General features: G+C 74.2%; 27 protein-coding genes and 2 tRNA genes. 13 read left to right on the top strand and 16 right to left on the bottom strand.

From position 1 onward, the window contains the following. Positions 1–109: 109 nt before the first annotated feature. Positions 110–1306, top strand: a complete 1197-nt coding sequence (locus tag ACIGG8_RS20110) for an RNA polymerase sigma factor (RefSeq protein ID WP_396549527.1) — start codon at positions 110–112, stop codon at positions 1304–1306. Here the strand turns inward: ACIGG8_RS20110 and ACIGG8_RS20105 are convergent. The 3 genes from ACIGG8_RS20105 to ACIGG8_RS20095 all read right to left on the bottom strand — a co-directional run bounded on the left by ACIGG8_RS20105 (position 1303) and on the right by ACIGG8_RS20095 (position 4781). Next, positions 1303–2436 (bottom strand): DUF2690 domain-containing protein, encoded by a 1134-nt coding sequence (locus ACIGG8_RS20105; RefSeq protein WP_396549526.1) that lies wholly within the window; start codon positions 2434–2436, stop codon positions 1303–1305. The genes ACIGG8_RS20110 and ACIGG8_RS20105 overlap by 4 nt on opposite strands. 498 nt (positions 2437–2934) lie before the next feature. Next, on the bottom strand, positions 2935–4368 hold the full coding sequence (locus ACIGG8_RS20100) for an FGGY family carbohydrate kinase (protein WP_396549524.1): 1434 nt from the start codon (positions 4366–4368) through the stop codon (positions 2935–2937). Between the two features lie 107 nt (positions 4369–4475). After that, positions 4476–4781 (bottom strand): hypothetical protein, encoded by a 306-nt coding sequence (locus tag ACIGG8_RS20095; protein WP_396549523.1) that lies wholly within the window; start codon positions 4779–4781, stop codon positions 4476–4478. Positions 4782–5012: 231 nt separating this feature from the next. On the opposite strand from ACIGG8_RS20095, the gene ACIGG8_RS20090 reads away from it, so the two are divergent. Then, positions 5013–5085, top strand: a tRNA-Asn gene (locus ACIGG8_RS20090). Between the two features lie 125 nt (positions 5086–5210). Here the strand turns inward: ACIGG8_RS20090 and ACIGG8_RS20085 are convergent. Together ACIGG8_RS20085 and ACIGG8_RS20080 are read right to left on the bottom strand one after the other, a co-directional pair. Next, entirely contained in the window at positions 5211–5957 is a 747-nt protein-coding gene (locus tag ACIGG8_RS20085; protein WP_396549522.1) for a trypsin-like serine peptidase, read from the bottom strand. A gap of 120 nt (positions 5958–6077) precedes the next feature. After that, positions 6078–6932, bottom strand: coding sequence for a trypsin-like serine peptidase (locus tag ACIGG8_RS20080; protein ID WP_396549520.1), 855 nt, complete (start codon positions 6930–6932; stop codon positions 6078–6080). A gap of 191 nt (positions 6933–7123) precedes the next feature. Here ACIGG8_RS20080 and ACIGG8_RS20075 point away from each other — a divergent pair. From ACIGG8_RS20075 to ACIGG8_RS20055, 5 genes are all read left to right on the top strand, one after another. Further along, positions 7124–7197: transfer RNA gene (locus ACIGG8_RS20075), tRNA-Ile, on the top strand. A gap of 341 nt (positions 7198–7538) precedes the next feature. Continuing rightward, complete coding sequence (locus tag ACIGG8_RS20070) at positions 7539–8486, top strand: SPFH domain-containing protein (RefSeq protein WP_396549519.1); 948 nt, start codon at positions 7539–7541, stop codon at positions 8484–8486. Between the two features lie 9 nt (positions 8487–8495). Beyond that, complete coding sequence (locus tag ACIGG8_RS20065) at positions 8496–8738, top strand: hypothetical protein (RefSeq protein WP_396549517.1); 243 nt, start codon at positions 8496–8498, stop codon at positions 8736–8738. Between the two features lie 38 nt (positions 8739–8776). Further along, positions 8777–9424, top strand: a complete 648-nt coding sequence (locus ACIGG8_RS20060) for a GPP34 family phosphoprotein (RefSeq protein ID WP_396549515.1) — start codon at positions 8777–8779, stop codon at positions 9422–9424. 86 nt (positions 9425–9510) lie between these two features. Next, positions 9511–10425: a 1-aminocyclopropane-1-carboxylate deaminase/D-cysteine desulfhydrase gene (locus tag ACIGG8_RS20055; protein ID WP_396549513.1), complete on the top strand. Its 915-nt coding sequence runs from the start codon at positions 9511–9513 to the stop codon at positions 10423–10425. Positions 10426–10470: 45 nt separating this feature from the next. Here ACIGG8_RS20055 and ACIGG8_RS20050 read toward each other — a convergent pair whose 3' ends face one another. Continuing rightward, positions 10471–12027 (bottom strand): LCP family protein, encoded by a 1557-nt coding sequence (locus tag ACIGG8_RS20050; RefSeq protein WP_396549511.1) that lies wholly within the window; start codon positions 12025–12027, stop codon positions 10471–10473. A 120-nt stretch (positions 12028–12147) separates the two neighbouring features. Continuing rightward, a complete protein-coding gene (locus ACIGG8_RS20045) occupies positions 12148–12612 on the bottom strand; it encodes a MarR family transcriptional regulator (RefSeq protein WP_350523961.1) in 465 nt (154 codons plus the stop codon). A gap of 103 nt (positions 12613–12715) precedes the next feature. Here ACIGG8_RS20045 and ACIGG8_RS20040 point away from each other — a divergent pair, with 103 nt between their 5' ends. Further along, on the top strand, positions 12716–13741 hold the full coding sequence (locus tag ACIGG8_RS20040; protein ID WP_350523962.1) for an NADP-dependent oxidoreductase: 1026 nt from the start codon (positions 12716–12718) through the stop codon (positions 13739–13741). A 365-nt stretch (positions 13742–14106) separates the two neighbouring features. Further along, positions 14107–14601 (top strand): DUF3145 domain-containing protein, encoded by a 495-nt coding sequence (locus tag ACIGG8_RS20035; RefSeq protein ID WP_097238046.1) that lies wholly within the window; start codon positions 14107–14109, stop codon positions 14599–14601. Between the two features lie 63 nt (positions 14602–14664). On the opposite strand, the gene fabF is transcribed toward ACIGG8_RS20035, so the two are convergent. The 5 genes from fabF to ACIGG8_RS20010 form a co-directional block, all read right to left on the bottom strand. Beyond that, positions 14665–15930 carry a beta-ketoacyl-ACP synthase II gene (gene fabF / locus ACIGG8_RS20030; RefSeq protein WP_396549509.1) on the bottom strand — a complete coding sequence of 422 codons (1266 nt, stop codon included), beginning with the start codon at positions 15928–15930 and terminating at the stop codon, positions 14665–14667. 183 nt (positions 15931–16113) lie between these two features. Further along, positions 16114–16356 carry an acyl carrier protein gene (locus ACIGG8_RS20025; protein ID WP_189918130.1) on the bottom strand — a complete coding sequence of 81 codons (243 nt, stop codon included), beginning with the start codon at positions 16354–16356 and terminating at the stop codon, positions 16114–16116. Between the two features lie 79 nt (positions 16357–16435). Further along, on the bottom strand, positions 16436–17467 hold the full coding sequence (locus tag ACIGG8_RS20020) for a beta-ketoacyl-ACP synthase III (RefSeq protein WP_396549506.1): 1032 nt from the start codon (positions 17465–17467) through the stop codon (positions 16436–16438). Further along, a complete protein-coding gene (locus ACIGG8_RS20015) occupies positions 17464–18414 on the bottom strand; it encodes an ACP S-malonyltransferase (RefSeq protein WP_350523966.1) in 951 nt (316 codons plus the stop codon). Before ACIGG8_RS20015 ends, ACIGG8_RS20020 begins: the two co-directional genes overlap by 4 nt. Positions 18415–18505: 91 nt before the next feature. Then, positions 18506–19702, bottom strand: a complete 1197-nt coding sequence (locus ACIGG8_RS20010) for a helix-turn-helix domain-containing protein (protein ID WP_350523991.1) — start codon at positions 19700–19702, stop codon at positions 18506–18508. 207 nt (positions 19703–19909) lie between these two features. On the opposite strand from ACIGG8_RS20010, the gene ACIGG8_RS20005 reads away from it, so the two are divergent. Next, complete coding sequence (locus tag ACIGG8_RS20005) at positions 19910–20686, top strand: pirin family protein (protein WP_396549504.1); 777 nt, start codon at positions 19910–19912, stop codon at positions 20684–20686. 61 nt (positions 20687–20747) lie between these two features. Here ACIGG8_RS20005 and ACIGG8_RS20000 read toward each other — a convergent pair whose 3' ends face one another. Next, entirely contained in the window at positions 20748–21593 is an 846-nt protein-coding gene (locus ACIGG8_RS20000) for a serine hydrolase domain-containing protein (protein ID WP_396549502.1), read from the bottom strand. 158 nt (positions 21594–21751) lie between these two features. On the opposite strand from ACIGG8_RS20000, the gene ACIGG8_RS19995 reads away from it, so the two are divergent. Next, positions 21752–22258, top strand: coding sequence for a MerR family transcriptional regulator (locus tag ACIGG8_RS19995; protein ID WP_396549501.1), 507 nt, complete (start codon positions 21752–21754; stop codon positions 22256–22258). Beyond that, positions 22255–23268, top strand: a complete 1014-nt coding sequence (locus tag ACIGG8_RS19990; protein WP_396549500.1) for an aldo/keto reductase — start codon at positions 22255–22257, stop codon at positions 23266–23268. The genes ACIGG8_RS19995 and ACIGG8_RS19990 overlap by 4 nt, the downstream gene beginning before the upstream one ends. A 132-nt stretch (positions 23269–23400) precedes the next feature. Here the strand turns inward: ACIGG8_RS19990 and ACIGG8_RS19985 are convergent, their stop codons facing one another. Next, a complete protein-coding gene (locus ACIGG8_RS19985; protein ID WP_396549499.1) occupies positions 23401–23979 on the bottom strand; it encodes a TIGR03086 family metal-binding protein in 579 nt (192 codons plus the stop codon). A gap of 101 nt (positions 23980–24080) precedes the next feature. On the opposite strand from ACIGG8_RS19985, the gene ACIGG8_RS19980 reads away from it, so the two are divergent. Continuing rightward, on the top strand, positions 24081–25070 hold the full coding sequence (locus ACIGG8_RS19980) for a WYL domain-containing protein (RefSeq protein WP_350523972.1): 990 nt from the start codon (positions 24081–24083) through the stop codon (positions 25068–25070). 78 nt (positions 25071–25148) lie between these two features. Here ACIGG8_RS19980 and ACIGG8_RS19975 read toward each other — a convergent pair whose 3' ends face one another. Together ACIGG8_RS19975 and ACIGG8_RS19970 are read right to left on the bottom strand one after the other, a co-directional pair. After that, positions 25149–26363, bottom strand: a complete 1215-nt coding sequence (locus tag ACIGG8_RS19975) for an alpha/beta hydrolase (protein ID WP_350523973.1) — start codon at positions 26361–26363, stop codon at positions 25149–25151. 200 nt (positions 26364–26563) lie between these two features. Then, positions 26564–26899 (bottom strand): MmcQ/YjbR family DNA-binding protein, encoded by a 336-nt coding sequence (locus ACIGG8_RS19970; RefSeq protein ID WP_350523974.1) that lies wholly within the window; start codon positions 26897–26899, stop codon positions 26564–26566. Positions 26900–26975: the final 76 nt, after the last annotated feature.

The following is a 26975-nucleotide window of genomic DNA, read 5'->3' as shown; positions in this document are numbered from 1 at the left end:
AGAAAGTCGGCGCACGAGTCTCGGCCACGGAGTGTGGCGTACCGCACACTGGAGGGCGTCCCACCTCCGTACAGCGCGGGTCCGCCAGAGTCGCGCCCGCCCCGAGGGGATGCCCGTGGAGCAAGGCCTCGCCGCAGCGACCACCACCAGTACGAGAGCGAACCCCGCCGGACCGGCCGGGGAGCAGGAGACCGACCACGGCCGGGCCGGGGCGGCGCCCCCGGGCGGTGCGCGGGTCCCTGCCCAGGGCCTGCCGGAGGGCCACCCGGACAGTCCGGAGGCCGGGTCCGAGCACGAGCCCGACGCCGGGCCCGAAGCGGATTCCGGGGGAGACCCCGGGGGAGACCCCGGTGTCGACCCGGCGGACGCGCGCCGCGAGGCGGCCGAGAACGGCGGCCCGGCCGCCGACCTGCTGCGCCAGTACCTGCGGGAGATCGGCCGGATCCGCCTGCTCACCGCCGTCGAGGAGGTCGAGCTGGCCCGCCGGGTCGAGGCCGGCCTGTTCGCCGAGGAGCGGCTGAACGGGCACCCGCCGCCGCCCGACCCGCTGGCCGGCGAGCTGGACACCCTGGTGGTGCGGGGCCGGATCGCCAAGCGCCGGCTGATCGAGGCCAATCTGCGCCTCGTGGTCTCCGTCGCCAAGCGCTACGTCGGCCGCGGGCTGACCCTGCTGGACCTGATCCAGGAGGGCAACCTGGGCCTGATCCGGGCGGTGGAGAAGTTCGACTACGCCCGCGGCTACAAGTTCTCCACGTACGCGACCTGGTGGATCCGCCAGTCGATGAGCCGGGCCCTGGCCGACCAGGCCCGGACGATCCGGGTGCCGGTCCACGTGGTCGAGCTGATCAACCGGGTGGTCCGGGTCCAGCGGGGACTGCTGCAGGAGCGCGGCCTGGAGCCGACCGCGGCCGAGATCGCCGCCGTCCTGGAGCTGACCGCGGAACGGGTGCGGGAGCTGCTCCGGCTGGCCCAGGAGCCGATCTCGCTGCACACCCCGGTCGGCGAGGAGGACGACGTCGCGCTCGGCGACCTGATCGAGGACGCCGACGCCGCCTCGCCCGCCGAGTCCGCGACCTTCCTGCTGCTGCGCCAGCACCTCGACGCGGTGCTGGCCACCCTGGGCGAGCGGGAGCGCCAGGTCGTCCAGCTCCGCTACGGGCTGGACGACGGGCGCCCCCGCACGCTGGAGGAGATCGGCGCGGTGTTCGGCGTGACGCGGGAGCGGATTCGCCAGATCGAGTCGAAGACGCTGGTCAAGCTGCGCGACCACGCCTTCGCCGAGCAGCTGCGCGGGTACCTCGACTAGGACGGCGTCGGCGAGTCGGTCGCGGCTGCCGGGGCCGTCGCCGGGGCCGCCGTCGGGTCCGCCGCGGGGGTGGTGGCCGCGCCCGCTCCGGTGCCCGGCGGCGGCGAGGCGGGGCCGATCGGGATCGGGGTCGACGCCACCACGGAGGCCAGGTCGAAGACCTCCGAGGTGCAGAGGTCCCCGGCCGGCTGGTGCCCGCAGAGGTGGAACCCGATCGTCGGGTCCGACGCGTTCAGCATCTGCGAGTAGTTGTCGTACCCGTAGTGGATGAGCGCCTGCTCGCTGTCGCCGGTGCTGTCGATGATCGTCGCGAAGTCGTTCGGCTCGCCCTCGGTGATCGCGGCCCACGCGGCCTGGCACGCCTGGCTGTAGCGGAGGTAGATCACCACCTTGCCGATCACGTCGGTGTGCAGGGTCCGCGCGTCCTTGCCGCAGCCGGTGTACTTGGGGTCCTTGTGGTCGCAGCCCATGGCCTGGCAGGTGGGAGCGGCCGGGATGGGCCGGGCGCCGGAGGTGGTCGCGGCCGGGGACGGGCTGGCTGCCGGGGCGGCGGTGGCGACCGCGGAGGGGGCGGGGTGCGGCCCGGCGGCGGTCTGCGGTCCGTCGTGCCGGGCGGCGCGCAGGCCGGCCAGCACCAGCAGGGCCGCCAGCACCGCCGCGCCGGTGAGCAGCGCCGCCGGGCGCCGCCACCAGGCGACGGGGGCGGGCTCCGGCGCCTGGCCGGTCACCAGCGCCTCGTCCGGTTCCCCGGCGGACCCCGCACCGGGCTCGGCGGGCTCGACGGGGGCGACGGGGACGACGGGCTCGCCGGACCCGTCGTGGGGCGGCGTTCCCGCCGGGGCACCCGACGGCTCGGCCGGTTCCCCGGGCGCCGTCACCGCCCGCTCCCAGAGCGCGCGCAGCGCCGTCCCGTCGCAGTCCACCGCCCCGATCAGCGCGTCCAGCGCCTGCTCGGTGACGACCCGCTTGCCGTTCAGCCAGCGCTCCCAGGAGGCCCGGCTGTAGTGCGTGCGCGAGGCCAGCTCGGACAGCGAGAGTCCGGCGGCGTCCTTGATGGCCCGGAGCTCTTCGGCCAGGCGTCTGGCGGGCTCTGACAGCTCCTCGGGCAGGTTCTTCCAGGCGGAACCCATGCGGCCTTCCAAATGTGAGGGGCGGAACGGGGGACGTGAACGGGCGGAACGGGCTCCGGCCCGGGCCGTTCGGGTGTCTCCGCGTCTCCAACCTCATCGGCCTGGCGTCTCAATCCCCTGGTCATGGCGCTGAGACGGACGGAAGTGTCTCACAAGCCCAGGTGACGCTCGAACAACCATGTGGCCGTCGTGCAGAGTTCTCTGGTCGGAGCGGTCGGCCGTCCGACGGGTCCGTCCGGATTCCGGACGGACGCGCGTCGGCCGTCCGGAATCCGTCCCGGTTCCCCCACCAGGCCGGGGCAGCCTCGCGGGGGGAGGCTGCCCCGGCCCGCCCGGGACAACCGGCGGGAGGGCGCTTCGCTGCGCCCTCCCGCCGTGACGTTCCCGCGGCGGCCCAGTGGCGCAGACGCGCCGGGCCGGCACCCCGTGCTCCTCGGGCGGGGCGGGCCGGCGCCGCAGCACCGGCGGGTGCGGACGGCCGCCACCGCGGCCGGTCGGTCAGGCCGACGCCTCCGGGTGGATCTGGTCGCGGGCGGCGCGGTACTGCTGCCGCACCGCCGAGCCGATCGCCAGGTCCTGTTCCCCGTCGGGCTCGACGGTCTGCGCGTCCGGCAGCTCCCACTCCGGCGGCTCCACGGTGCCCGCCAGCGCCCAGGCGGCCTGCCGGGCGGCCCCGCGGGCGGCGTGCGCGCCCGGCGGCGGCACCACGACCGGGGCGCCGAACAGCATCGGGGCGATGTGCCGGACGGCGGGCAGCCGCCCGGCCGTACCGAGCAGGAAGACCCGCTTCACCCCGACGCCCTGGGCGCGCAGCACGTCCAGCGCGTCCGCGATGTTGCACAGCATGCCCTCGACGGCGGCCCGGGCCAGGTGCTGGGGCGTCATCGCCTCGGCGCGCAGGCCGGTCAGGGTGCCGGCCGCGTGCGGCAGCGCGGGGGTGCGCTCGCCGTCCAGGTAGGGCAGCAGCACCAGGCCGTACGCGCCGGGGGAGGAGTGCAGGGCGAGTTCGCTCAGGCCCTCCAGGTCCCGGCCGAGCAGCGCGGCGGTGGAGAGCAGGACCTGGGCCGCGTTGAGGGTGGCGACCATCGGCAGGTGGCGGCCGCTGGCGTCGGCGAAGGAGGACACCAGGCCGGAGGCGTCCACCACGGCCTCCTCGTGCACCGCGAAGATCGTCCCGGCGCTGCCGAGCGAGACCACCGCGTCGCCCGGGCGCAGGCCCAGGCCCAGGGCGGCGGCCATGTTGTCCCCGGTGCCCGCCGAGATCAGCAGGCCTTCGGGGGTGTGCCCGGCGGGCTCGGCGGGGCCGAGGACGTCGGGCACCCTGAGCCCGTGGCCGAGCGCCAGCTCGATCAGGTCCTGCCGGTACTCGCCGGTGATCGGCGACCAGTAGCCGGTGCCGGAGGCGTCGCCGCGGTCGGTGGTGCGGCGCCTGGGGTGGCCGAGCAGCTGCCAGACCAGCCAGTCGTGCGGCAGCAGCACCTCGGCGACCCGGCGGGCGTTGGCGGGCTCGAACTCGGCCAGCCAGCGCAGCTTGGCGATGGTGTACGTCGGGGCGGGCACGGCGCCGATCGCGGCGGTCCAGCCGGCCGGGCCGCCGAGGGCGTCCAGCAGCTTGGCGGCGGCGCCGCTGGAGCGCGGGTCGTTCCAGAGGATCGCGGGCCGGACCTGCACCCCGCCCGCGTCCAGGCCGATCATGCCGTGCTGCTGCGCGCTGACGCCGATCGCCCGGACGCCCTCCAGCAGGCCGCCGGCGGCGGCGTCGCCGAGCGAGTGCAGCCAGACCTGCGGGTCGGCCTCGCCGGGGCGCAGGTCCTGGTCCTCGGGGACGGGGTGCGGCGCCTTGCCGGAGCGCAGGACGGCCCCGGTCTCCGTGTCGCACGCGACGATCCGGGTACGGCTGGTCGAGCTGTCTATCCCCGCGACGATGGCCATGTCGAGATCATGCCTCAGCCCGGCCCGGGACGCGTCCGGGCCGGGTGAGCCGTTGCCCGTTCGGGACCACCGGTTGGGTCCCGCTTCGCCTTCGGGTCACCGTCCCGTCACGGGCGGAAGGTACCCCAGCCGTCGTCCTCCGCCCGGGCCCGGTTGAAGTACGGCACCCGGTCGGTGACGGACGGCGGCAGCCGGTCGCCGACCCGGTCGGCGACCGCGCCCGCGGCCTTCCCGGCCACCGCGCCGGCCTGGTGCCGCGCCCGGTCGGCCGCGCTCTGCACCGTGGGGTTCCGGGCGATCTGCCGGGTGACCCTGGCGATCTGCTCGTAGCGCCGGCGCCCGGCCCGCGAGCCCAGCACGTAGCCGGCCGCGAAGCCCGCGGCCAACGACAGCTTCCACATGGTCGGATCCACCCTCTCCTGGCGGCCTTCTGCCGCATTGCCCTACCCGTCCGTCGGGACGGCGAACCGTCCGCGCCCCCAGCATCCCCGGACGCGGCCGGGCGCGCGCGCCGGGCACGCCGGACGGCAACCCCGGGGCAGCCGGGGAAAGCGATTGGCGGACCACCCCCCCGAGTGCGCTAATGTATGTCCCGCAGCGAGCGCCGCGGAGTCCGGGAAACCGGGGGCCGGGGCGGGAGCCGATCCCCCATAGCTCAATTGGCAGAGCAGCCGACTGTTAATCGGCAGGTTATTGGTTCGAGTCCAATTGCGGGAGCTGCACCGGGTGCGCCCGGTGACTGCTCAGAGCGAAGGCCCCTCGGTCGACCGGGGGGCCTTCGTGTTGCCGTCGCACGGTGTTGCGTACGTCACGTCGTGACGCCGCCCCGGACGGCCCCGGAATCAGGTGGTCGCCTTCCGGTAGAGGTCGGTCACCCGCTGGTCGAAGGTCACGCTGTACGAGGTGCTCGGGGTCTCCCCGCCCTCCTGGTAGCCGCCGATCACGCCGACCACGGTGCCCTTCTCGGTCACCCACGGGCTGCCGCTGGTGCCGTCGGTGTAGCCGCCGCAGTCGAAGCGTTCCTGGGTGGCGCTCTGCGAGCGGGTCCGCACCGAGCAGGTGATCGGCTCGTCGCTCTCGTTCGGGTAGCCGGTCACCGAGACCGACAGGCCGAAGCCCTCCCCGGTGGCGATCGGGTTGCCGCCGACCGTGTCCTCGATCTGCCGGCCGTCGACCGTGCCCACCGTCACGAACGCCACGTCGTACTCCGGGTCGTCGTCGGAGGCCCAGTGCGGGTCGACGGTGACCGACTGCACCGGCCAAGTCCCGTACGGAGTGGACCCGTTGCGGTAGCCCGGGGTGAACACCAGGCCGTCCAGCAGGCCGATCCGGCGGCTCTGCACGCAGTGTGCCGCGGTCACCAGCAGGTTGTGCCGGGGGCTCTGCACGACGCTGGCGGTGCAGGCCCGGGGGCCCTGCGCGGTGTGGAGGGAGAGCGTGCCGATCCGGTCCCGGGCGGGGTTCTGGCCCGCCACCTCGGCGGTCGGCGTCCCGTCCTGTCCGCCGCACGCGGTGGAGGCGGCGAGCAGCAGGGCGGCCAGGGCGGCCGTGCGTACCGTGCGCGCGGGCCGTGCCGGGCGGGGGGCCATCGGGGCTCCGTCTCGTTCCTCGGGGCGGGCACCGGGGCCGTGCGTTCCGCCGTTCGTGAGGAAGATCTACCAGGCCGTGCGTGGCGGCGCCACCGTCTCGGGTGCCCGGCGTCGGCCCGGTCAGCCGGTGGCGCGGTCGTAGAGCGCCTGCACGCGGTCGCCGAAGTAGCTGCTGTACGAGGTGTCCGGGGTGTCGCCGCCCTCCTGGTAGCCGCCGATCACGCCGACCACGGTGCCGGTCCTGGTGGCCGGGTCGAAGTCGGTGACCCAGGGGCTGCCGCTGGTGCCGCCGGTGTAGTCGGGGCAGTCGATCCGCAGCTGGGTGGGGCTCTGCTCGGAGGTGGTGTTCGAGCAGGTGATCGGGACGTCGCTGCTGCCCGGGTATCCGGTGACCTTCACCGGGAGCCGGTAGCCGCGGTTGACGCCCAGTCGGTTGGCGCCGAGCACCTGCTGGACCTGCTGCCCGTTCTGGGCCTGGACGACCGCGAAGGCGACGTCGGCGTCCGGGTCGGCGTGGTCCTTCCAGTCGTCGTCGACGGTGACCGCCAGCAGCGGCCAGACGCCGCTGGGGGTGTCCCCGTCCCGGTAGCCGGGGACGAAGACCAGGTCGCTGCGCTGGCCGAGCTTCGGGTCCCAGACGCAGTGGGCGGCGGTGACGATGAGGTTGAGCCCGGCGCTGTCGACCACGCTGGCCGTGCAGAAGTGGTCGCCGTCGGCGTTGCGGGTGAACACCGCGCCGACCAGGCCGTTGAGCACGGTGGGCTTGGCGGTCCGGGTGACCCCGGTGCGCCGGGCGACCGCGCTCCTGAGCCGCTGCCTGCTCCAGCCGTGGCTGTCCCCCGGGGCGGTCGTGGCCGGCGCCGAGGTGACTGTGGGGACGCCCCCGCCGGGCCCGGCCGAGGTGGTGCAGCCCGCCACGGCCAGCACCGCCGCCGCGAACGCGCCGGCCGCCGCCCCCGCCCTACGTGTCGTCATCCGCCCAGGCTGCCCCGGCGGGGCGCCGCGCCGCCAGCCGGGCTGCGCCGCCCGGAGAGGCGCGCACCGTCCCGCACCCAGGTGCGCCCCCGGCGCGCACCACGGGTGATCGACCGGCTATGCTGCCCGGGACGGCCTCGCTGGGGCCGTCTGCTGCTGCCGTGGCCGACGACCGGCGCGCGCGGCGAACCGGGGCGGTAGCTCAGCCGGTTAGAGCAGGGGACTCATAATCCCTTGGTCGTGGGTTCGAGTCCCACCCGCCCCACCTTCTCGATGCGCGAGGAGGGTCCCGGGACCTTCCGAGGGCAGGCCTCCGAGCCGGAGCTCGGCCGCCTGCGACGACGCAGAGTCTAGGCCGCGGCCACCGCCTTTCCCCGTGTGGCGCGCCGGAATTCACCCGCCCGTGGACATCGCCCCCGGCGTCCCCCGCTGCCCTCGCGGCAGCCTCCCGCGTCGGCTCCGTGCCGCCTCCGTGCCGCCTCCGTGTCGCCACCCGTGCCGCCTCCCCCGCCCGCGCTTCCCCGGCTGCCGACCCCTGGCGCGGTGCGCGGAAAAAGTGATATCACTTTGCCATCGGATGCAGCACTCGTTGGAGGAGTCGGTCCCATGACCACGCCGCGTTTCGCCGTCGAGGACGGCCCTGCCCTGGACCTGCCGGTCCCCAAGATCACCGAACGCGTCGTCACCGGGGCCGCCGGACTGCCGGTGCTCTTCGGCGCGTTGCTCGGCCTGGTCGCGGGGGTCGCGTCGTTCATCACCGGCGTGGTCCAACTGACCAACGGGAACGGCGGGTTGGGCGCCGCGCTGGTGGTCGCCGGGCCGCTGCTGGTGATCACCTCGGTGGTGCTGCTGTGCGGGCTGACGGTCGTCTCGCCCGGCCAGGCGCGGGTCGTGCAGCTGCTCGGGCGCTACCGGGGCACCATCCGGGCCGAGGGCCTGACCTGGATGAACCCGTTCACCAACCGGCGCCACATCTCGCTGCGGATCCGCAACCACGAGACCGAGACCACCAAGGTCAACGACGCGGACGGCAACCCGATCGAGATCGCCGCCGTGGTGGTCTGGCAGGTCGAGGACACCGCGATGGCCGTGTTCGAGGTGGACGACTACACGGACTTCGTCGCCATCCAGACCGAGACGGCCGTACGGCACATCGCCACCAGCTACCCGTACGACGCCCACCACGAGGGCCAGTTGTCGCTGCGGGACGGCGCGGACGAGATCGCCCGCAAGCTCTCCGCGGAGATCGCGGCCCGGGTCGCGGCGGCCGGCGTGCGGGTGGTCGAGTCCCGGATCACCAGGCTCGCGTACGCGCCGGAGGTCGCCCAGGTGATGCTGCAGCGCCAGCAGGCCGGGGCCGTGGTGGCGGCGCGCAAGCTGATCGTCGAGGGCGCCGTCGGCATGGTCGAGGAGGCGCTGGACCGGCTCGCCGAGCGCGACGTGGTGGACTTGGACGAGGAGCGCAAGGCGGCCATGGTGAGCAACCTCCTGGTGGTGCTCTGCGGCGACCGCGGCACCCAGCCCGTCGTCAACACGGGCTCCCTCTACCAGTAAGGCGCGGCAGTGGCGACGGAACGGAAGAAGATCCTGCTGCGACTGGACCCTTCAGTTCACGACGCACTCGCGAGATGGGCTGCGGACGACCTGCGCAGCACCAACGCGCAGATCGAGTTCCTGCTCCGCCGTGCCCTCACGGACGCGGGCCGGATGCCCAGCGGCGCGAACCGGCTTCCCCGGCGCGGACGCCCGCCCAAGGAGAGCCCGGCCGAGGACGGTCCGGAGCCCGGCGGCTCCGACGAGAGCTGACCGGAGGCCGGGCGCGCGAACACCTTTCGGAGACCGACATGGACCTGTCCGTCACCCTTCCCGAGAAGCTGTACCTGCTGGCCTACCACCCCGAGCGCGAGCGGCTCACCGCCACCGACCGGCTCGACCTGGTGGTGCGGGCGGCGGCGCTCGTCGAACTCCTGCAGCGCGGACTGATCCGCGAGGACGGCCGGTACCCGGCCGCCGTCGCCGGCGGGCCGACCGACGGCCTGGACCCGCTCAGCGCCGCGCTGCTGGAGCAGATCCGGCAGGAGCGGCGGCGCAGCTGGCAGAGCTGGGTCGGCCGGAACCGCGGCCCGACCGCCCGCGCCGCGCGGGTGGTCCGGGACGGCCTGGCGGCGGCCGGCCGGATCCGGGTCGAGCCGCGCCGGCTGCTCGGACTGTTCCCGTCCACCAGGGTCGTCCTGACGGAGCCCCGGCTGCGCAAGTCGCTCGTGGCGTCGGTCGGCTCGGCGCTGAAGGGCCCGCTCAGCCGGGTCGACCCGGCGGACGCCGCCCTGGTCGCCCTGGTCGACGCGGCCCAGCTGGGCACGGTCCTGACCTGGGGCGGGCGGCGCGAGTTCCGCGCCCGGATCGACAAGCTGGCCCCCGCGGCCGGCCCCGTCCCGCGGGCGCTGCGCCGGGCCGTCAACGCCACCCGCGCCGACGGTGCGGCGGGGGGCTGACCGGCCTCTCCCGCGAGTCCGGTCGCCGGTCGGCGGCCGGGCTCCGTGCCGTCCGGACGGCCCGCCGGGGCCCGTAAGCTGGCCGGGTGCTCGAACCCGCCCTGCTGCCGACCCCGCTGGTGGACTGCACCGACGAGGTGTTCGCCCGGGCCGGGGTGGAACTGCGGCTCAAGCGGGACGACCTGCTGTACCCGAGCGTCCCCGGCAACAAGTGGCGCAAGCTCGCGCCCAACCTGGCCGCCGCCGTGGAGCGGGGCCACACCCGGCTGCTGACCTTCGGCGGCGCCTACTCGACCCACCTGCGGGCCGTCGCGGCCGCCGCCGGGGCGCTCGGGCTGGAGAGCGTGGGCCTGGTCCGCGGTGAGGAACTGGCGGACCGGCCGCGCAACTGGTCGCTGCGGGCCGCCGAGGAGGCCGGGATGCGGCTGGAGTTCCTGACCCGGTCCGCGTACCGGGAGGCCACCGGCCGGGCCGGCCTCGACCGGGGGACGGACGACGGGCTGCAGCGCCGCTGGGGCCCCTGCCTGGTGCTCCCGGAGGGCGGTTCCAACGCCCTGGCCGCCGTCGGCGCCGCCGAGATCCCGGCCGAACTGCCCGGTCTGGGCGCCCGCGACGTGGTCTGCTGCCCGGTCGGCACCGGCGGCACCCTGGCGGGCATCGCGGCGGGCCTGCCGCCGGGCGCACGGGCGCTCGGCGTGGCCGTGCTGCGCGGCGGCGAGGGCTACCTGGAGGCGGAGGTCACCCGGCTCCACCGGGCCGCGTACGGCCGCGGGTTCGACAACTGGCGGATCGACCACGCGCACCACGGCGGCGGCTACGGCAGGGTCCCGGCGGAGCTGGCGGCCTTCGCCGAGCGGTTCGAGCGCCGCCACGGCGTCCCGCTGGAGCGGCGTTACGTCGCCAAGCTGCTCGCCGCGCTGGCCGACCTGGCCGGGGCGGGCGCCTTCCCGCCCGGCACCCGCCTCACCGCCGTGGTCACCGGGCTGCCCGATCCCGAGTAGCCGGGGGCCGGGCAGCCGGGCCCGGTCGGCCCGCTGCCGGGCCGGTCAGCCGAAGGTGAGGTTGGCGCACGGATCGGTGTCGGCGTTGCGGGTGTTCTCCGCTATGCCGGTGGGGATGCCGCCGTTCGGTGCGGTGCTCGGTGCGGTGCTCGGTGCGGTGCCCGGCGCGGCACCCGGCGTGCCGTCGGCCGCGGTGCCGGGCGTCGGGCTCGGGCTCGGGCTCGGGGAGGACAGCGCGTTGATCTGCGTGCCGGCCGACCGGTAGTCGGCGCCGAGCGTGACGGTGACCGCCTCCGAGCCGGGCTCCTCGGCCGCCTGGGCGCCGGGGAACAGCGCCACCACCTGGTCGGCGGTGGCCTTCAGCGCGGGGTCGTACGCGATCCGGGTGGCCTGGTGCCCCGGGGCATTGGAGCCGAGCGTGATGTTCAGGAAGCCCCGCCCCTTGAGCGTCTGCTCGGCGGAGCCCGCGAGGCCGGGGGTGCCGACGCCGTTGACCACGGTGATCGGCGCCGCGGCCTGCTCGGGGGTGAGCGGCGTCCCGGCGGCCGGGGTGGCGGTGGGGGAGGAGGTCACCTGTCCCGTCCCGGCGGTGCTCTGCCCGTCCAGGGTGCGGTCCTCGCGCAGCAGCTTCCAGAGGGTGTCGGCGTCCGGCTGGACCAGCCGGATCCGGTCGCCCGCGTAGCGCCAGGGCGCGGTGACGAAGGTGACGTCGGAGAGCTTGATGTCCTGCACCGAGCGGGCGAAGTCCACCAGCTTCATCGCGGTGCCCAGCCCCTCGTCCACGGTGAGCGACTTGGTGGCGGCGTCCGCCAGCGGCAGCAGGGTGGGCAGCGAGAAGCCCTGGCCCTGGACCTTCTTGATCATCGAGGAGAGGAAGGCCTGCTGACGCTTCATCCGGCCCACGTCGGAGTTGTCGCCGATGCCGTGGCGCGCCCGCAGGTAGTCCACGGCGGACTGGCCGGAGAGCTTCTGCAGGCCCTTCTTCAGGTGGATGCCGTACTCGTTGACGTCGTTGGGCACGCAGGCCTCCACGCCGCCCACGGCGTCGGCCATCGCGGCCGCGCCTTTGAAGTCGACCACCACGGTGTGGTCGATCCGCAGCCCGGTGAGCTTCTCCACGGTGTTCTGGGTGCAGGCGGGGTTGCCCTTGGGGGCGTCGCCCACGGTGAAGGCGGAGTTGAACATCTGGTCGTTCTTGGCGGTCGTCCAGGCGCCGCTCGGCAGCCGGCAGGACGGGACGGTGACCAGGGTGTCGCGGGGTATGGAGACGCCGACGGCGTGCTTGTGGTCGGCGTAGATGTGCAGCACGATCGCGGTGTCCGAGTGGCCGACGCCCTCGTCGCCGCCGCCCAGCGCGTTGTTGCCGTCGTCGCGGGTGTCCGAGCCGAGCAGCAGCACGTTGACCGGCACGGAGGCGCCGGGGCTGGCCGGGACGGGGGCCGGCGGGCGTTCGGTGGCGACACCGCCCGCGTCGAACGTGGTGATGTTGCTGTCCAGCCGGTGGTAGAACCAGGCTCCGGCACCCACGACCGACAGCACCAGAACGGCGGCCAGGCCGATGGCGGTGCGCAGGTACCGGCGCCGGCGCGTGCTGCTGCCCATCCTCCGTGCCCCCCGTCTTCAGGTTTCTCGCGTTCGATGATTCGAACGTTAGACGTTCCGGGGGGCGGTTCGGTTACCCCCGATGGGCGAACGGATCGCCCGTCGGGCCTGTGATGCTGGTCACGCGCCGGGGCCGGAGGCGCCCGCGAGCATCCGCTGGAGCAGGTCGCGCAGCACCGTCCGCTCGTCCGGGCCGAGTGCGGCCAGCGGCTCGCGGGCGAAGTTCAGGGACTCGCGCAGCTCGGCGGAGGCGGCCGACCCGGTGTCGGTGGCCGCGACCAGCTTGACCCGGCGGTCCTGCCGGTCCGCCTCGCGGGTGACGAAGCCGCGGGACTCCAGCCGGTCGACGATGCCGGTGATGTTGGACGGTTCGCAGCTGAGCGTCTGGGCGATCTGGCGCATCGGCATCGGCCCGCGCCGCAGCAGTGCGAGCACCTTGGCCTGGGCGCCGGTGAGCGAACGGGCGGCGGCGGCGTCCTCGTACTCGCGGTGGAAGAGCGCGACCAGGTTGGCCATGAGGTCGACGACCTCGCGGGTGATCTCGTCGGGCTGCGGCGTGGCGTCCCGGACCGGCTGAGTGTCCATGCGCCAGAGTCTACCTGAAAAGTTGACAAGGTGAACCTTTTATGTCCATCGTTACTTCAGTTGCTCAACCTTTCATGTGCCTGAACCGCAAGGAGCGCCACCCATGGCAGAGCAGACCACCCCCGCCACCGCCCGTGAATGGCACCTCGCCGCCCGCCCGGAGGGCTGGCCGGTGCCGACCGACTTCGCCCTGGTCGAGGCCCCGGTCCGGACCCCGGGCCCGGGCGAGATCCTGGTCCGCAACGCCTACCTCTCGGTGGACCCGTACATGCGGGGCAGGATGTCGGCCCGCAAGTCCTACGCCGAGCCGTACGCGCTGAACGAGCCGATGCTGGGCGGGGCGGTCGGCCGGGTCGTCGCCTCGCAGGCCGAGGGCTTCGCCGAGGGCGACTACGTGCTGCACTTCTTCGGCTGGCGCGAGTACGCGACCTTCGACGCCCGGACGGCCGTCAAGGTGGACCCGGACGCCGCGCCGCTCTCCACCTACCTCGGCGTCCTCGGCATGCCGGGGCTCACCGCGTACGCGGGGCTGACCCGGATCGCGGAGATCAAGGCCGGCGACGTGGTGTTCGTGTCCGGCGCGGCCGGCGCGGTGGGCGGCATCGTGGGCCAGATCGCCAAGCTGAAGGGCGCGGCGCGGGTGATCGGTTCCGCCGGCTCGGACGACAAGGTCGAGCTCCTCGTGGCGGAGTACGGGTTCGACGCCGCGTTCAACTACAAGAACGGCCCGGTGGTCGACCAGCTGCGGGCGGCGGCCCCCGACGGCATCGACGTCTACTTCGACAACGTCGGCGGCGAGCACCTTGAGGCGGCGATCGAGGTGATGAACCTGCACGGCCGGATCGCGGTGTGCGGCATGATCTCGCAGTACAACGCCACCGAGCCCACCCCGGCCCCGCGCAACCTGGCGCAGATCATCGCCAAGCGCTTCCGGATGGAGGGCCTGCTCGTCGGCGACCACTACGACCTGCAGCCGCAGTTCGTCGAGGAGGTCTCGGCGTGGGTGCGCTCCGGTGAGCTCAAGTACCGCGAGACGGTGACCGAGGGCATCGACAGCACGGTGGACGCCTTCCTCGGCCTGCTGCGCGGCGCCAACACCGGCAAGATGGTCGTCCGCCTGGACGGCTGACGAACCGTCACGACTGCCGACCGCCCCGCAGCCCCGACCGGGCGTGCGGGGCGGTTCGTCGTGGAAGGTTCGCAGTCGGGCGCAGGGCGACCGGCCGCACTACCGCATTCCGGCCGGATCCGAAAGTGCGTCAGCCACGGTGCGGGGCGGCGCGGTACGGTGGTCCCGCCTGGCGATGGGGCCGTTCGGGGGAGAGATCCGGCCGAGGGGTAGACCTCGTTGAGGATTCGACTAGCATTGAGCGAAAGCCTGTCCGTTTTGCTCAATTTAGTGGCTTAATGTCGGCAAACGTGGGTAACTGTGGATCAACTGCAGGCACGAGGCAGCTGGGGAAGGCGACCCTCGTCCACAGCCTGGAGGTCCCGGTGACGACACGTGGAGTTCTCTACATCCACTCCGCGCCCCGCGCGCTGTGCCCGCACGTCGAGTGGGCCGTCGCGGGGGTGCTCGGTGTGCGGGTGAGCCTGGACTGGATCCGCCAGCCGGCCGCACCCGGGCATTGGCGTGCCGAACTCTCCTGGCAGGGGGAGCCCGGCACGGCCTCGAAGCTCGCCTCCGCGCTGCGCGGCTGGCAGCTGATGCGGTACGAGGTGACCAGCGAGCCCTGCGCCACGGCGGAGGGGGAGCGGTACAGCAGCACGCCCACGCTCGGCATCTTCCACGCCGTCACGGGCATCCACGGCGACATCCTCATCCCCGAGGACCGGCTGCGCGCCGTCCTGCTGCGCGCCCGCAGCGAGGGCGCCGACCTGGAGGCCGAGATCGCCCGGCTGCTCGGCAAGCCCTGGGACGACGAGCTGGAGCCGTTCCGCTACGCGGGCGAGGGCGCGCCGGTGCGCTGGCTGCACCAGGTGGTCTGAGACCGGTGGGCACGACGAAGGGGCCGGCGCTCGCGGAGAGCGCCGGCCCCTTCGTCGCGGGCGTCAGCGGGTGCGGAAGGCCAGCACCACGTTGTGGCCGCCGAAGCCGAACGAGTTGTTCAGCGCCGCGATCCGGCCCTCGGGCAGCTTGCGGGCCTCGCCGCGCACGATGTCCGCGTCCACCTCGTCGTCCAGCTCGTCGACGTTGATGGTCGGCGGGGCGAGGCGGTTGTACAGGGCCAGCACGGTGGCGACGGTCTCGACACCGCCGGCGCCGCCCAGCAGGTGGCCGGTCATCGACTTGGTGGCCGAGACGGCGATGTGGTCGAGGTCGTCACCGAGCTCCTTGCGGAGCGCCTTCAGCTCGGCGGTGTCGCCCTGCGGGGTCGAGGTGGCGTGCGCGTTGACGTGCACGATCTCGGCCTTGTCCAGCTCGTTGCGCTCGAACAGGTCGGCCAGCGCGCGGGCCACGCCGGCGCCGGTCGGCTCGGGCTGGGCGATGTGGTGGGCGTCCGAGGACAGGCCCTGGCCCACGGCCTCGCAGTAGATCCGGGCGCCCCGGGCCTCGGCGTGCTCCACGGACTCCAGGACGACCACGCCGGCGCCCTCGCCCAGCACGAAGCCGTCACGGGCCTTGTCGTACGGGCGGGAGGCGTGCTGCGGGTCGTCGTTGTTCTTGGACATCGCCATCATGCTGGCGAACGCGGCGATCGGCAGCGGGTGGATCGCCGCCTCGGTGCCGCCGGCCACCACGACGTCGGCGCGGCCGGTGCGGATCATCTCGATCGCGTAGCCGATCGCCTCGGCGCCGGAGGCGCAGGCGGAGACGGGGGTGTGCACACCCGCGCGGGCGCCGACCTCCAGACCGACGTTGGCCGCCGGGGAGTTGGGCATCAGCATCGGGACGGTGTGCGGGGAGACCTTGCGGGCACCCTTCTCCTTCAGCACGTCGTACTGGTCGAGGAGGGTGGTGACACCGCCGATGCCGGAGGCGATGACGGTGCCGAGGCGCTCGGGGGCGAGCTTGGAGGACGTCTCGGTGGCGGGGGTCTCGTAGCCGGCGTCGGCCCAGGCCTCGCGGGCGGCGATCACGGCGAACTGGGCCGAACGGTCCAGCTTCCGGGCCAGCGGGCGGGGCAGGATCTCGCCGGGCTCGACGGCGGTGCGCGCGGCGATCTTCACCGGCAGCTCCTCGGCCCACTCCTCGGTCAGGGCCGCCACACCGGACTTACCGGCGACCAGGTTCTCCCAGGTGCTGGCGGCGTCGGCGCCCAGCGGCGTGAAGGCGCCGATACCCGTGACGACCACGGTGCGGTTTTCAGCGGTCACTGGTTTCTTCTTCTCTCACGTTGTGCGGGGGGTCGGCGGGAGCCGAGGATGGGCCCGGCCGGGCGCCCCGGTGGGGCGTCCCGGCCGGCGGGTCGGTCCGGCTCGGTGAGCCGGGCCGACAGGTCAGCCGTCGCAGGCGTGCGGGACGCCGGACGGACTGGCCGAGTCGAACGAGTCGATCGCTCAGGCGTTGGTGAGGATGTAGTCCACAGCGTCGCCCACGGTCTTCAGGTTCTTCACCTCGTCGTCCGGGATCTTGACGTCGAAGCGCTCCTCGGCGGCCACGACGACCTCGACCATGGACAGCGAGTCGACGTCCAGGTCATCGGTGAAGGACTTGTCGAGCGCGACATCCTCGGTCGGGATACCGGCGATCTCGTTGACGATCTCGGCGAGACCTTCCAGGACCTCGTCCTTGGTAGCCATACTGGCTGCTCCTCTTCAGTGTTGATCGTGTCCGACCGGCGGTCGGACACAGGCTTGTGGATCAGTGGGCGAAACGCGCCTAGGGGAGCGTAACGACTGCCGCGGCGTACACGAGACCCGCCCCGAAACCGATGATCAGCGCCAGGTCGCCGCTGTGGGCCTCGCCGGTCTCCAGCATGCGCTCCATCGCGAGCGGGATGGAGGCCGCGGAGGTGTTGCCGGTCTCCGCGATGTCACGGGCGACCGGCACCGACTCCGGCAGCTTCAGGGCCTTGATCATGGCGTCGGTGATCCGCATGTTGGCCTGGTGCGGGATGAACGCGCCGAGCTGGTCGGCGGTCACCCCGGCGGCGTCCAGCGCCTGCTGGGCGACCTTGGCCATCTCCCAGACCGCCCAGCGGAAGACCGGCTGGCCGTCCATCCGCAGGGCCGGCCACCTGGTCTCCTCGCCCGCGCCGTTGACGGCGTCGGGCTTGGCGAACGCGGTGTCCCAGGCCTCGGTCTGGGCGATCAGGTCGGCCTGCGAGCCGTCCGACCCCCAGATCAGCTTGCCGATGCCGGGCGTGTCGGACGGGCCGACGATCGCGGCGCCGGCGCCGTCGCCGAAGATGAAGGCGGTCGAGCGGTCCGACTGGTCGGTCAGGTCGCTGAGCCGCTCGACGCCGATGACCAGGACGTACTCGGCGTTGCCGCCGCGGATCATGCCGTCGGCCAGGCCCAGGCCGTAGCCGAAGCCGGCGCAGGCGGCCGAGATGTCGAAGGCCGGGGCGGTGCCGCAGCCGAGCCGCTCGGCGATCTCGGTGGCGATCGCGGGGGTCTGCTTGAGGTGCGAGACGGTCGCGACGATCACGCCGCCGATCCGGTCGGGGGAGATCCCGGCCTGGGCGATGGCCTTGCCGGCGGCCTGGACCGACATCTCGGCGACGGACTCGTCCGGGCCGGCCCAGCGGCGCTCGGCGATCCCGCTGCGGGTGCGGATCCACTCGTCCGAGGAGTCGATCCACTCCAGGACCTCGGCGTTGGGGATCACCCGGACCGGGCGGTAGCCGCCGACGCCGAGGATGCGCGAGTACTGCGCACCCGTGGCGGGACGGATCTGCGGCTTCGTCATGCCTGGATCTCCTGGTCCTGACCGCCGTGCTCCGCGACGAGCTCGCGGGCCTTGTCCAGATCGGCGGGGGTCTTGAGGGCGAGCGTGGCCACACCCTTGAGGTTGCGCTTGAGCAGGCCGGTGAGGGTGCCCGCGGGGGACAGCTCGATCACGGCCGTCGCGCCCAGCTGCCCGAGGGTCTCCATGCAGAGGTCCCAGCGGACCGGGTTGGAGACCTGCGACACCAGGCGGGCGAGCACCTCGGCGCCGGAGTCCACGACCGCGCCGTCCTTGTTGGAGACGTAGCGGACCAGCGGGTCGGCCGCGGTCAGGGTCGGGGCCAGCTCGGCCAGCCGCTCGACGCCCGGGGCCATGTGCTCGGTGTGGAACGCGCCGGCCACCTTCAGGGCGATCAGCTTGGCGCCGGCCGGCGGGTCCGCCTTCAGCGTCTCCAGCTGGGCCAGCGTGCCGGCGGCGACGATCTGGCCGCCGCCGTTGTTGTTGGCCGCGGTCAGGCCGTGCTCGGCGAGCTTCGCGGCGACGACCTCCGGATCGCCGCCGAGCACGGCGGTCATGCCGGTCTCGGTGACGGCGGCGGCCGCGGCCATGGCCCGGCCGCGTTCGCGTACGAAGGTCAGCGCGTCACGGGCGCTGAGCACACCGGCGCCGGCGGCGGCGGTGATCTCGCCGACGCTGTGGCCGGCGACGGCGCCGACCAGCTTGCGGGCGGCGTCCTCGTCCGGGAACAGCTCACGGGCGGTCACCAGGCCGGCCGCGACGAGCAGCGGCTGGGCGACGGCGGTGTCCTTGATCTCCTCGGCGGACGCCTCGGTGCCGGCGTGCACCAGGTCGAGCCCGGCGACCTCCGACCAGCCGCGGAGGCGGTCGGCGACACCGTCGAGCTCCAGCCAGGGGCTGAGGAAACCGGGGGTCTGGGCACCCTGTCCAGGGGCGACGATTACGAGCACGGTTCAACCCTCTCTCGCCAGGCGCCCAGGGGCGGGTAGGCGACGGTAACGAAGAAAACCATCCGGGATTGTATGGTCCCTACACTCCGGCTCAGCCGGGCTCCCCGGCGGCGGTCAGCCGGCCGAGGGCCAGTGCGATCCGCAGAGTGAACGCCGAACGTACGTCGGAGGGGGCGTACCCCGTGACGTCGGTCACACGTCGTAGCCGGTAGCGCACCGTGTTGGGGTGGACGAAGAGCATCCGGGCCGCCCCCTCCAGGGAAGAGGCCTGTTCCAGGTAGACACTCAGCGTCTCCAGCAGTGCCGAGCCCGCCTCGTCCAGCGGTGTGTAGATCTCCTCCACCAGCTGGCGGCGGGCGGCCTGGTCGCCGGCCAGCGCCCGCTCGGGCAGCAGGTCGTCCGCCAGCACCGGGCGGGGGGCGTCCGGCCAGGCCGCGCAGGCGCGCAGACCGGCCGCGGCGGCGTGCGCGGAACGGGTCGCGGAGAGCAGGTCGGGCACGGTCGGGCCGACCACCACCGGCCCCGGCGCGAACTGGCCGATCAGCGCCCGGGCGGCGTGCACCGGCTCCTTCTCGCCGCCGACCACGACCACCAGGCGCTTGCCCAGCACCCCGGTCAGCACGTTCAGCTTGGCGTACCGGGCGGCCCGGCGGATCGCCTCCACCACCAGCTCGCTGTCGCCGTCCGGCGCGCTGCCCATCACCACCCGGACCTGGCTGGGCTGCCCCCAGCCGAGCGCCGCGGCGCGGGAGAGCACGCCCTCGTCGGCGTCCCCGGACAGCAGGGAGTTGACCACCAGCGCCTCCAGCCGGGCGTCCCAGGCGCCGCGCGCCTCGGCCGCCTGGGCGTACACCTGGGCGGTGGCGAAGGCGATCTCCCGGGCGTAGACCAGCACCGACTCGCGCATGTCCGCCTCGTCGCCGGGCGCGGCCACCTCCTCGATGGCCTCCTCCATCACCTCGATCGTGGTGCGGATCAGCTCGACGGTCTGGCGCAGGGTGATCGCCCTGGTCAGCTCGCGCGGGGCGGTGCCGAAGACGTCGGTGGAGATCGCCCGGGCGGCCTCGGGGTGGCGGTACCACTCGGTGAAGGCGGCGATGCCGGCCTGGGCGACCAGGCCGATCCAGGACCGGTGCTCCGGCGGCATCCGCCGGTACCAGCCGAGCTCGTCGTCCATCCGCGCGATCGCGGCGGTGGCCAGCTTGCCCGAGGACTTCTCCAGCCGCTTGAGCGTCGCGGCCCGGCGCTCGGCCCGCTCGGCGGCGTTTCTGCGCTCCTGGGCCGTCAGGCGCGGCGCGGGGCGGCCGGGACGGTCGCGGGCGGTCCGGGGAGCCGGGCTCTTCCCGGTGGGCTCGACGGCGGGACTGGGTTCGCTCTTGGAGTTCGCGGATGCGGCTGGCACAAGGACAAGACTGCCTCACGTGAGTGACTGCTCGTGCACACCCCCCGGCGCAGCGGCGCGGTGGCAAGGGTCACACCCGTTACGGTGGGGGCCGTGACCGAAGCCGCTGACCGCCCCCGTGCCGACCTGCGCCGCACCGCCGAGCGCTACCGCTCCGCTCCGGCCGAGGGCGTCGAGACCCGCCACGCGTTCTCCTTCTCCGGCCACTACGACCCGAAGAACACGCACTTCGGCGCGCTGCTCGCGTGCAACGAGGAACTCCTCGCCCCCGGCGCCGGGTTCGAGGAGCACAAGCACCGGGACACCGAGATCCTCACCTGGGTGCTGGAGGGCGCGCTCGCCCACCGGGACTCCCACGGCCACGGCGGGGTGGTCCGGCCCGGGATGGTCCAGCACCTCAGCGCCGGCTCCGGCGTCACCCACACCGAGCGCAACGTCGGCGGCGCCACCGGCCCGGTCCGCTTCGTCCAGATGTGGCTCCAGCCGGACGAGTTCGACGCGGCGCCCGCGTACGGGCTGCGCAAGGTGGAACCGGCGGACGGCGGGTTGACACTGCTCGCCTCCGGCCTGGAGCGCGACGCCGGGACGCAGGCCCTGCGGCTGCGCCGCAGCGACGCCGCGCTGTGGCTGGTGAGCGCCGGACCGTGGCAGCCGCTGCCGGAACTGCCCGCCGCCCCGTGGCGGTACGCCCACCTGACGGCCGGGGCGCTGGGCTACCGGACCGTCCCGGGGCCCAAGGGCGGCGGCCGCTCGATGGCCCCGGGCGACAGCGTGCGGATCACCGGCGACGCCTTCGCCGCCCCGACGGCGGGCGAGGCCGGCGCGGAACTCCTGCTGTGGGAGATGCACTCGCCGGTCTCGTACGGCTGAGCCCCGGAACCCGGGCCCCGGAGCCTGGGCCCCGGCGCGCCGGGCCGCGAGCGGTGGGGGCCTACGCCGCGGGCCCCTCGTGGAGCTCGGCCAGGACCGCGTCGGAGAAGGCCGGCCAGGCCTCGACCGCCCACGGGCCGAAGTCCCGGTCGGTGAGCGCGACGCAGGCCGCACCCGCCTGCGGGTCGACCCACAGGAAGGTGCCGGACTGGCCGAAGTGGCCGAAGGTGGCGGGCGAGTTGGCCGTGCCGGTCCAGTGCGGGCTCTTGCCGTCGCGGATCTCGAAGCCGAGGCCCCAGTCGTTCGGGCGGCGGTGGCCGTAGCCGGGCAGCACGCCGCTGGTGCCGGGGAAGGCGACCTCGCGGGTGGCCCGCAGGACGGTGGACGGGTCCAGCAGCTTGGGCGCCTGCAGCTCGGCGGCGAACCGGGCGAGGTCGGCGACGGTGGACAGGCCGCCGGCACCGGCCGGGGACTTGTGCGCGGTGTTGATCAGCGTGTCGGTCATGCCCAGCGGTTCGAAGACCGCCTCGGCGACGTAGCGGGAGAACTCGATCCCGGCGGCCTCGGACAGCGTCCGCGCCAGCGCGTCGAAGCCCGCGTTGGAGTAGAGCCGGCGGTTGCCGGGCTCGGCGAACACCCGGTCCTCGTCGAAGCCCAGGCCGGAGGTGTGCGCGAGCAGGTGGCGGACGGTCGCACCGGGCGGCCCGGCCGGGTCGTCCAGTTCGAACACGCCCTCCTCGACCGCGACCAGCGCCGCGTAGGAAGTGAGCAGCTTGGTCACCGAGGCCAGCGGGAAGAGGTGCTGCTGCGGCCCGTGCGCCCCCAGCACCGCGCCGTCCGCCCCCCGGACCACCGCTGCCGCGGCGTGGGGCACCGGCCAGTTCTCGATCACGCGCAAGCTCTCCATGGGTCCCGACTGTAGTCGGGGCCGGCGCGGGGCGGCGGGGCACCCCGGTCCCAGCCGGGTGGTGCGCGCACCAGGCTGCCGGGCCCGTTCGGCTTGCTTGGAGTGCACTCCAACTCGGTAGCGTCTTTTCCGTCGCACAGGACAGGGGGAAACGTTCGATGGCCACACCCGCACGCGTCGAGATCGACCTGCGCAGCTGCTCCGAAGTGTTCAACCGGGCCCCGGGCGGGGAGCCGGACCGCACGCCTCGGCACACCATCAGCGAGGTCGCCGCGGCGAGCGGCCTGACCGCCCACACCCTGCGCTGGTACGAGCGGATCGGCCTGCTGGACCCGGTCGACCGCGCGGTCGGCGGGCAGCGCCGCTACTGCGACGCCGACCTGTACCGGCTGGCCTTCCTGGGCCGGCTGCGCCTGACCGGCATGTCCATCGCGGACATGCTCAAGTACGTGGACATGGCCCGCGAGGGCGAGCGGACCTACGAGGGGCGGCGCCGGCTGCTGGAGGCCCAGCGCGAGGAGGTCCGGCAGAGGATCGCCGACCTCCAGGCCACCCTCGCCGTCCTCGACTACAAGATCGATCTCTATGCCGGGAAGACCGTCGACACCACCGGCGCCCCGGTCCGATGCCAGTACAACCGTGTAGAGGAAGAGCAGAGCGCATGACTCACCCCGTCCTTCCCACCGCCGAACTCGGCACCGACGGCCCGCTGGTGGGCGTCCAGGGCCTCGGCTGCATGGGCATGAGCGAGTTCTACGGCCCCACCGACTCCGGCGAGGCGCTGGCCACCCTGGCCGCCGCGCTGGAGGCCGGGGTCACCCTGTTCGACACCGCCGACGCCTACGGCTACGGGCGCAACGAGGAGTTCATCGGCCCCTTCGTCCGGGCCAACCGGGACAAGGTGGTGCTCGCCACCAAGTTCGCCCTCCTGCGCAAGGAGGAGGACCCGGGCTACCGCGGCATCAGCAACGACCCCGCGTACATCCGGACCGCCGTGGACGCCTCGCTGCGCCGCCTCGGCGTGGACGAGATCGACCTCTACTACATGCACCGCCGTGACCCGGCCGTGCCGCTGGCCGACTCGGTCGGCGCCATGGCCGAGCTGGTCGAGGCCGGCAAGGTGCGCCACCTGGGCCTGTCCGAGGTGACCGGCGCCGAGCTGCGCGAGGCGCACGCGGTCCACCCGATCGCGGCGGTGCAGTCCGAGTGGTCGGTGTTCGCCCGTGACGTCGAGCGCACGGTGGTGCCGGCCGCGGCCGAGCTGGGCGTCGCCTTCGTGCCGTACTCGCCGCTCGGACGCGGCTTCCTGACCGGCTCGTTCCAGGCCGCCGAGCAGCTCGCGGCGGACGACGTGCGCCGCACCCAGCCGCGGTTCACCGGCGACAACGCTGCGGCCAACGCCGAGCTGCTCGCGCCGCTGCGGGAGGTCGCGACGGCGCGCGGAGTGACCCTGGCCCAGGTCGCGCTGGCCTGGGTGCACCGGCGGGCGGAGGTGCACGGGCTGACCGTGGTGCCGATCCCGGGCACCCGCAAGCGCAGCCGTCTCGCCGAGAACGCCGCTGCGGCGACGCTGCTGCTGGACGCGGAGGAGCTGGCGCTGCTGGAGCCGGTGGCCGGCCGGGTGGCGGGGGACCGCTACGCGGACATGGGCTTCACCTCGGTCGGCCGGGAGTAGTCCGGCGCGGCCGGCGAAGTCCGAGCGGGCGGCGCGGTCCTCGTCGGTCCGTGCGGGCGGCGCGGCCCGGGACGGAACAGCCGGGCGGGCCCGGGGAGTCGGTGGCTCCCCGGGCCCGCTCCGGCACGCGGTTCAGGCCGTGCGGCCCATCCAGGCCGCCAGCCGGGCGTGGATGTCGGCGTCCTCGGCGACCGGCTGCACCTCGGCGAACGGGACGCCCTCGACCCGGCTCTCGGGCGGCAGCACCATCTCGGCGACGGCCAGCGCGGTGTGCGCCAGCCCCTCGTCCAGCACGAAGCCGTTGTCCAGGGCCGTGGCGATGTCCCAGCTGTGGGTCACCGCCTCCATCACGTAGCCGCCGACCACCATCCCGCCGGGCACCTCGCCCCAGGGGGCGAAGGTCGGGCGGCCCAGCTTGGCGTCGTCCGCCCAGGCGGCGGTGGCGCGGCCGGCCGCCCGTGCGAGCGCGGCCGGCCAGCCCTCGTCCGACGGGTCCTCGATGGCGGGCACGATGTCCTCGGCGCGGCCGCCCTCACCCATGTACGCGAAGCGGTGGATGCCGCCGACGACGTGGTTCAGCAGTCGGCGCAGCGTGAACTCGCTGCAGGGGGTGGGCCGGTCGAGGTCCGCCGGGGTGACGGCGGCGAACAGCTTCTCCAGCTGGGCGAGGGCGAGCAGGTACTGCGGGCGGGCGTCCTGGACGGCGTTCACGTGCGGTCAACTCCCCGTTGTGGGTCGGTCTTTCGGGCTCGGAACGCAATCTCCCAGTAAAACCTGACAACTGCCGTCAGGATTACTGGGATTCTTGTCGTATGAAGGCCGACCGCCTGCTCTCCATCCTCCTCCTGCTCCAGACCCGCGGCCGGGTGTCCGCCACCGAACTCGCCGAGCGGCTGGAGGTGTCCGTCCGCACCGTCTACCGCGACGTGGAGTCGCTCTCCGCCGCCGGCGTGCCCGTGTTCACCGAGCGCGGGCGGCACGGCGGCATCGGCCTGCTGCCCGGCTACCGCACCGACGTCACCGGCCTGACCGCGGACGAGGCCAGGGCGCTGTTCGTGCTCTCCGCCCAGGGTGCGCACAGCGACCTCGGACTGGACGGCGCGCTCGGCTCGGCGCTGCGCAAGGTGATGGCGGCGCTGCCGGCCCCGCACCGCCCGGCCGCCGAGCGGATCAGCGAGCGGATCCTGGTCGACCCGGCCCGCTGGATGCAGGGCGCCGCGTCCGCCGCCGCGTCCGGCCCGGACCTGGGCGAGCTGCAGTACGCGGTCTTCGCCGACCGCCGGCTGCGGCTGCGCTACCGGCACAGCGGCACGCCCGCGCCGGTGGAGTACACCGTCGACCCGTACGGGCTGGTGAGCAAGGCCTCGGTCTGGTACCTGGTGGCCGATCTGCACGGCGAGCCGCGGCTGTTCCGGGCCGACCGGGTGCTGACCGCCGAGACCGCGGAGGAGGCGGTGCGGCGTCGGGCCGGGGTCGGGCTCGGCGAGGTGTGGGCGGTGCTCCGCGAGCAGGTGGAGCGGCTCCCCAAGGAGCTGCCGGTGCGGGTGCGGGTCCGTCGCGGGCGGCTGGACCTCTTCCTGCGCATCCACGGCGGCCGGGTCACCGTACAGCCGCCGGAGGCGGGCGCCGGGGCGGCCGAGGAGTGGGTGGAGGTGGCGATGGCCTTTCCGGCCCCGGCGGCGGTCCGGTCGCTGCTGGCCTTCGGCGCGGACGTCGAGGTGCTGGCCCCGCCGGCCGCCCGGCGCGAGCTGGCCCGGGCGGCGGCGGACGCCCTGCGGCTGTACCAGGACCAGTCGTCGTAGCCGGGTCGGACGCCGTCGCCGGCCCCGTCGTCGTGACCGGGGCGGATGGTGACCGGGACCGGCCACGGCTGGCTGCGACTAGGAGTTGGGCTCGGTCCGGACCACGTCCCGGTAGTGGCCGAGCGAGATCGCCGCGAAGTTGTGCAGGCTGTCGGTGCCGTCGGTGAAGTAGCCGTTGTGGCCGACCGCGCGGGCCGAGGAGATCTGCTCGGCACCGAAGCCGCTGCCGGTCGGGTCGGCGCCGTGGCCGAGCTTGCCGACCTCCAGGAACGGGACGTTGCCGATCCAGTCGCTGGGGTTGCGGGCGGCCCAGACGTGCACGCCGGTGCCCAGGTCGGCGGCGCTCTGCACGCCCATGCCGGGGGAGCCGAACACCATCATGTCGGTGATGCCCGAGGTGTCGGACGGCGAGGCGGCCGCGCGGAGGACCTTCGGGGCGGCGGTGCCGCACACCACCGAGCCGTACGAGTGGCAGAGCAGCGACGGGGGCGCGTCCGGCCGGGTGGTCTCCTTGAGTCCGGCGAGCAGTCGCTCCAGCCGGGGCGCGGCGACGTCGGCGAGTCGGGAGGTGGCCGCGTCCGGGCCGAGGCCGGAGGGGGTGACGTAGCCGGTCCAGGAGATCACGGCGGTCCGGGTGCCCGGGGCCTGGCGCTGCTCCTCGGCGTGCAGGGCGCGGGCCATGCCGGCCGGGGAGCGCAGCGGCTCGGCGGTCTGGTCGAAGTGGCCGAGGTCGGCGTCCGATCCGGGGACGAGGACGGAGATCCGCTCGGCGTCGGCGAGGTCGCCCCACACTTCGGTGACCAGGCCGCGGCCGCGCGGGTCGAAGGCCAGGATCTGCCGGCCGGGGGCGAGCAGGTGCTCGACGTCGTTGGCGCGGGAGACGGCCAGCGCGCGGGTGTCGGAGTCGAGCTTGCGGTCCGCGGCGCGGGTCCGGGCGTTGTCGCGTTCGACGGCCAGGGCGATCCGGTTGGCGCGGTAGCGCAGGTCCAGCGGGGCGCCGTCGTAGTTGCCGACGACCAGCGGGTACTGCTGGATCAGCCGGTCCAGCTCGGTGGGCGCGAGCGAGGCGAAGAACTCCGCGGCGGCGGCCGGGCTGGTGGTGGCCGGGTCGGGCAGGGCGTGGCCGAAGGAGTGGTCCTGGATCCAGGCGGCGCTGCCGGCCGGGGGCGTGGAGATCGCCAGCTGCTCGGAGGAGACCGCGGCCGCGGCGGCCGAGGCGCCGGCGTCGGCGAGCACGGCGCAACCCGCGAACGCTCCGATCAGTACCCGCTTCCAGCGTCGACGGTTGCGCACCGCACCAACTCCCTTGGGGCCCGTCACCGTTTCTCGGGCGGTGCCCGGAGGGTGCGATAAGGACTGCTGACTTCCCTGCGCAAGCCTAGGGGGCTCGAAGGGGCGGCGGGCGCGCCTAAACTGTGGGATGGATCACATGAACCGGGGGTGTCCTCGCGGCGTCTCCCAGTGGTTCGGGCCGGGCCCGAACGGCCGTGCGCTCAGGCGTCGAACTCCCGTACCAGCCGCTTCGGGGCCGTCCGCCGCCAGGCCTCGGTGACCAGGTCGCGCAGCTCGTCCCGGTCCACCAGGTCCAGCCGGACGCTCACCCAGCCGTGCCGCCCGACGTAGGGGGCGGAGGAGAACACCTCGGGTTCGGCGGCGAGCAGTTCGGCCTGGTCCTCGGGCGAGGCCTTGACGGTGACGCGGTCCCCGTCGGGCGCGCCCATCGCGAAGATCCGGCTGCGGACCCGCAGCGTCTCGATGTCCCAGGTCGGCTCCTGGGCGGCCTCCGGCAGGGCCAGGGCCATCGCGCGGAACTCGTCGAACGTCACCATGGCGGCAGGTTAGAGCAGGGCAGTGACAACGCGCCCCCGGCGCGCGCGGTGGCGCGGCGGGGGCGCGTCGAGGGGA

Source organism: Kitasatospora sp. NPDC085464, assembly GCF_044541955.1.
Lineage (GTDB): Bacteria > Actinomycetota > Actinomycetes > Streptomycetales > Streptomycetaceae > Kitasatospora.
This window is presented reverse-complemented; position numbering and strand designations above follow the sequence as displayed.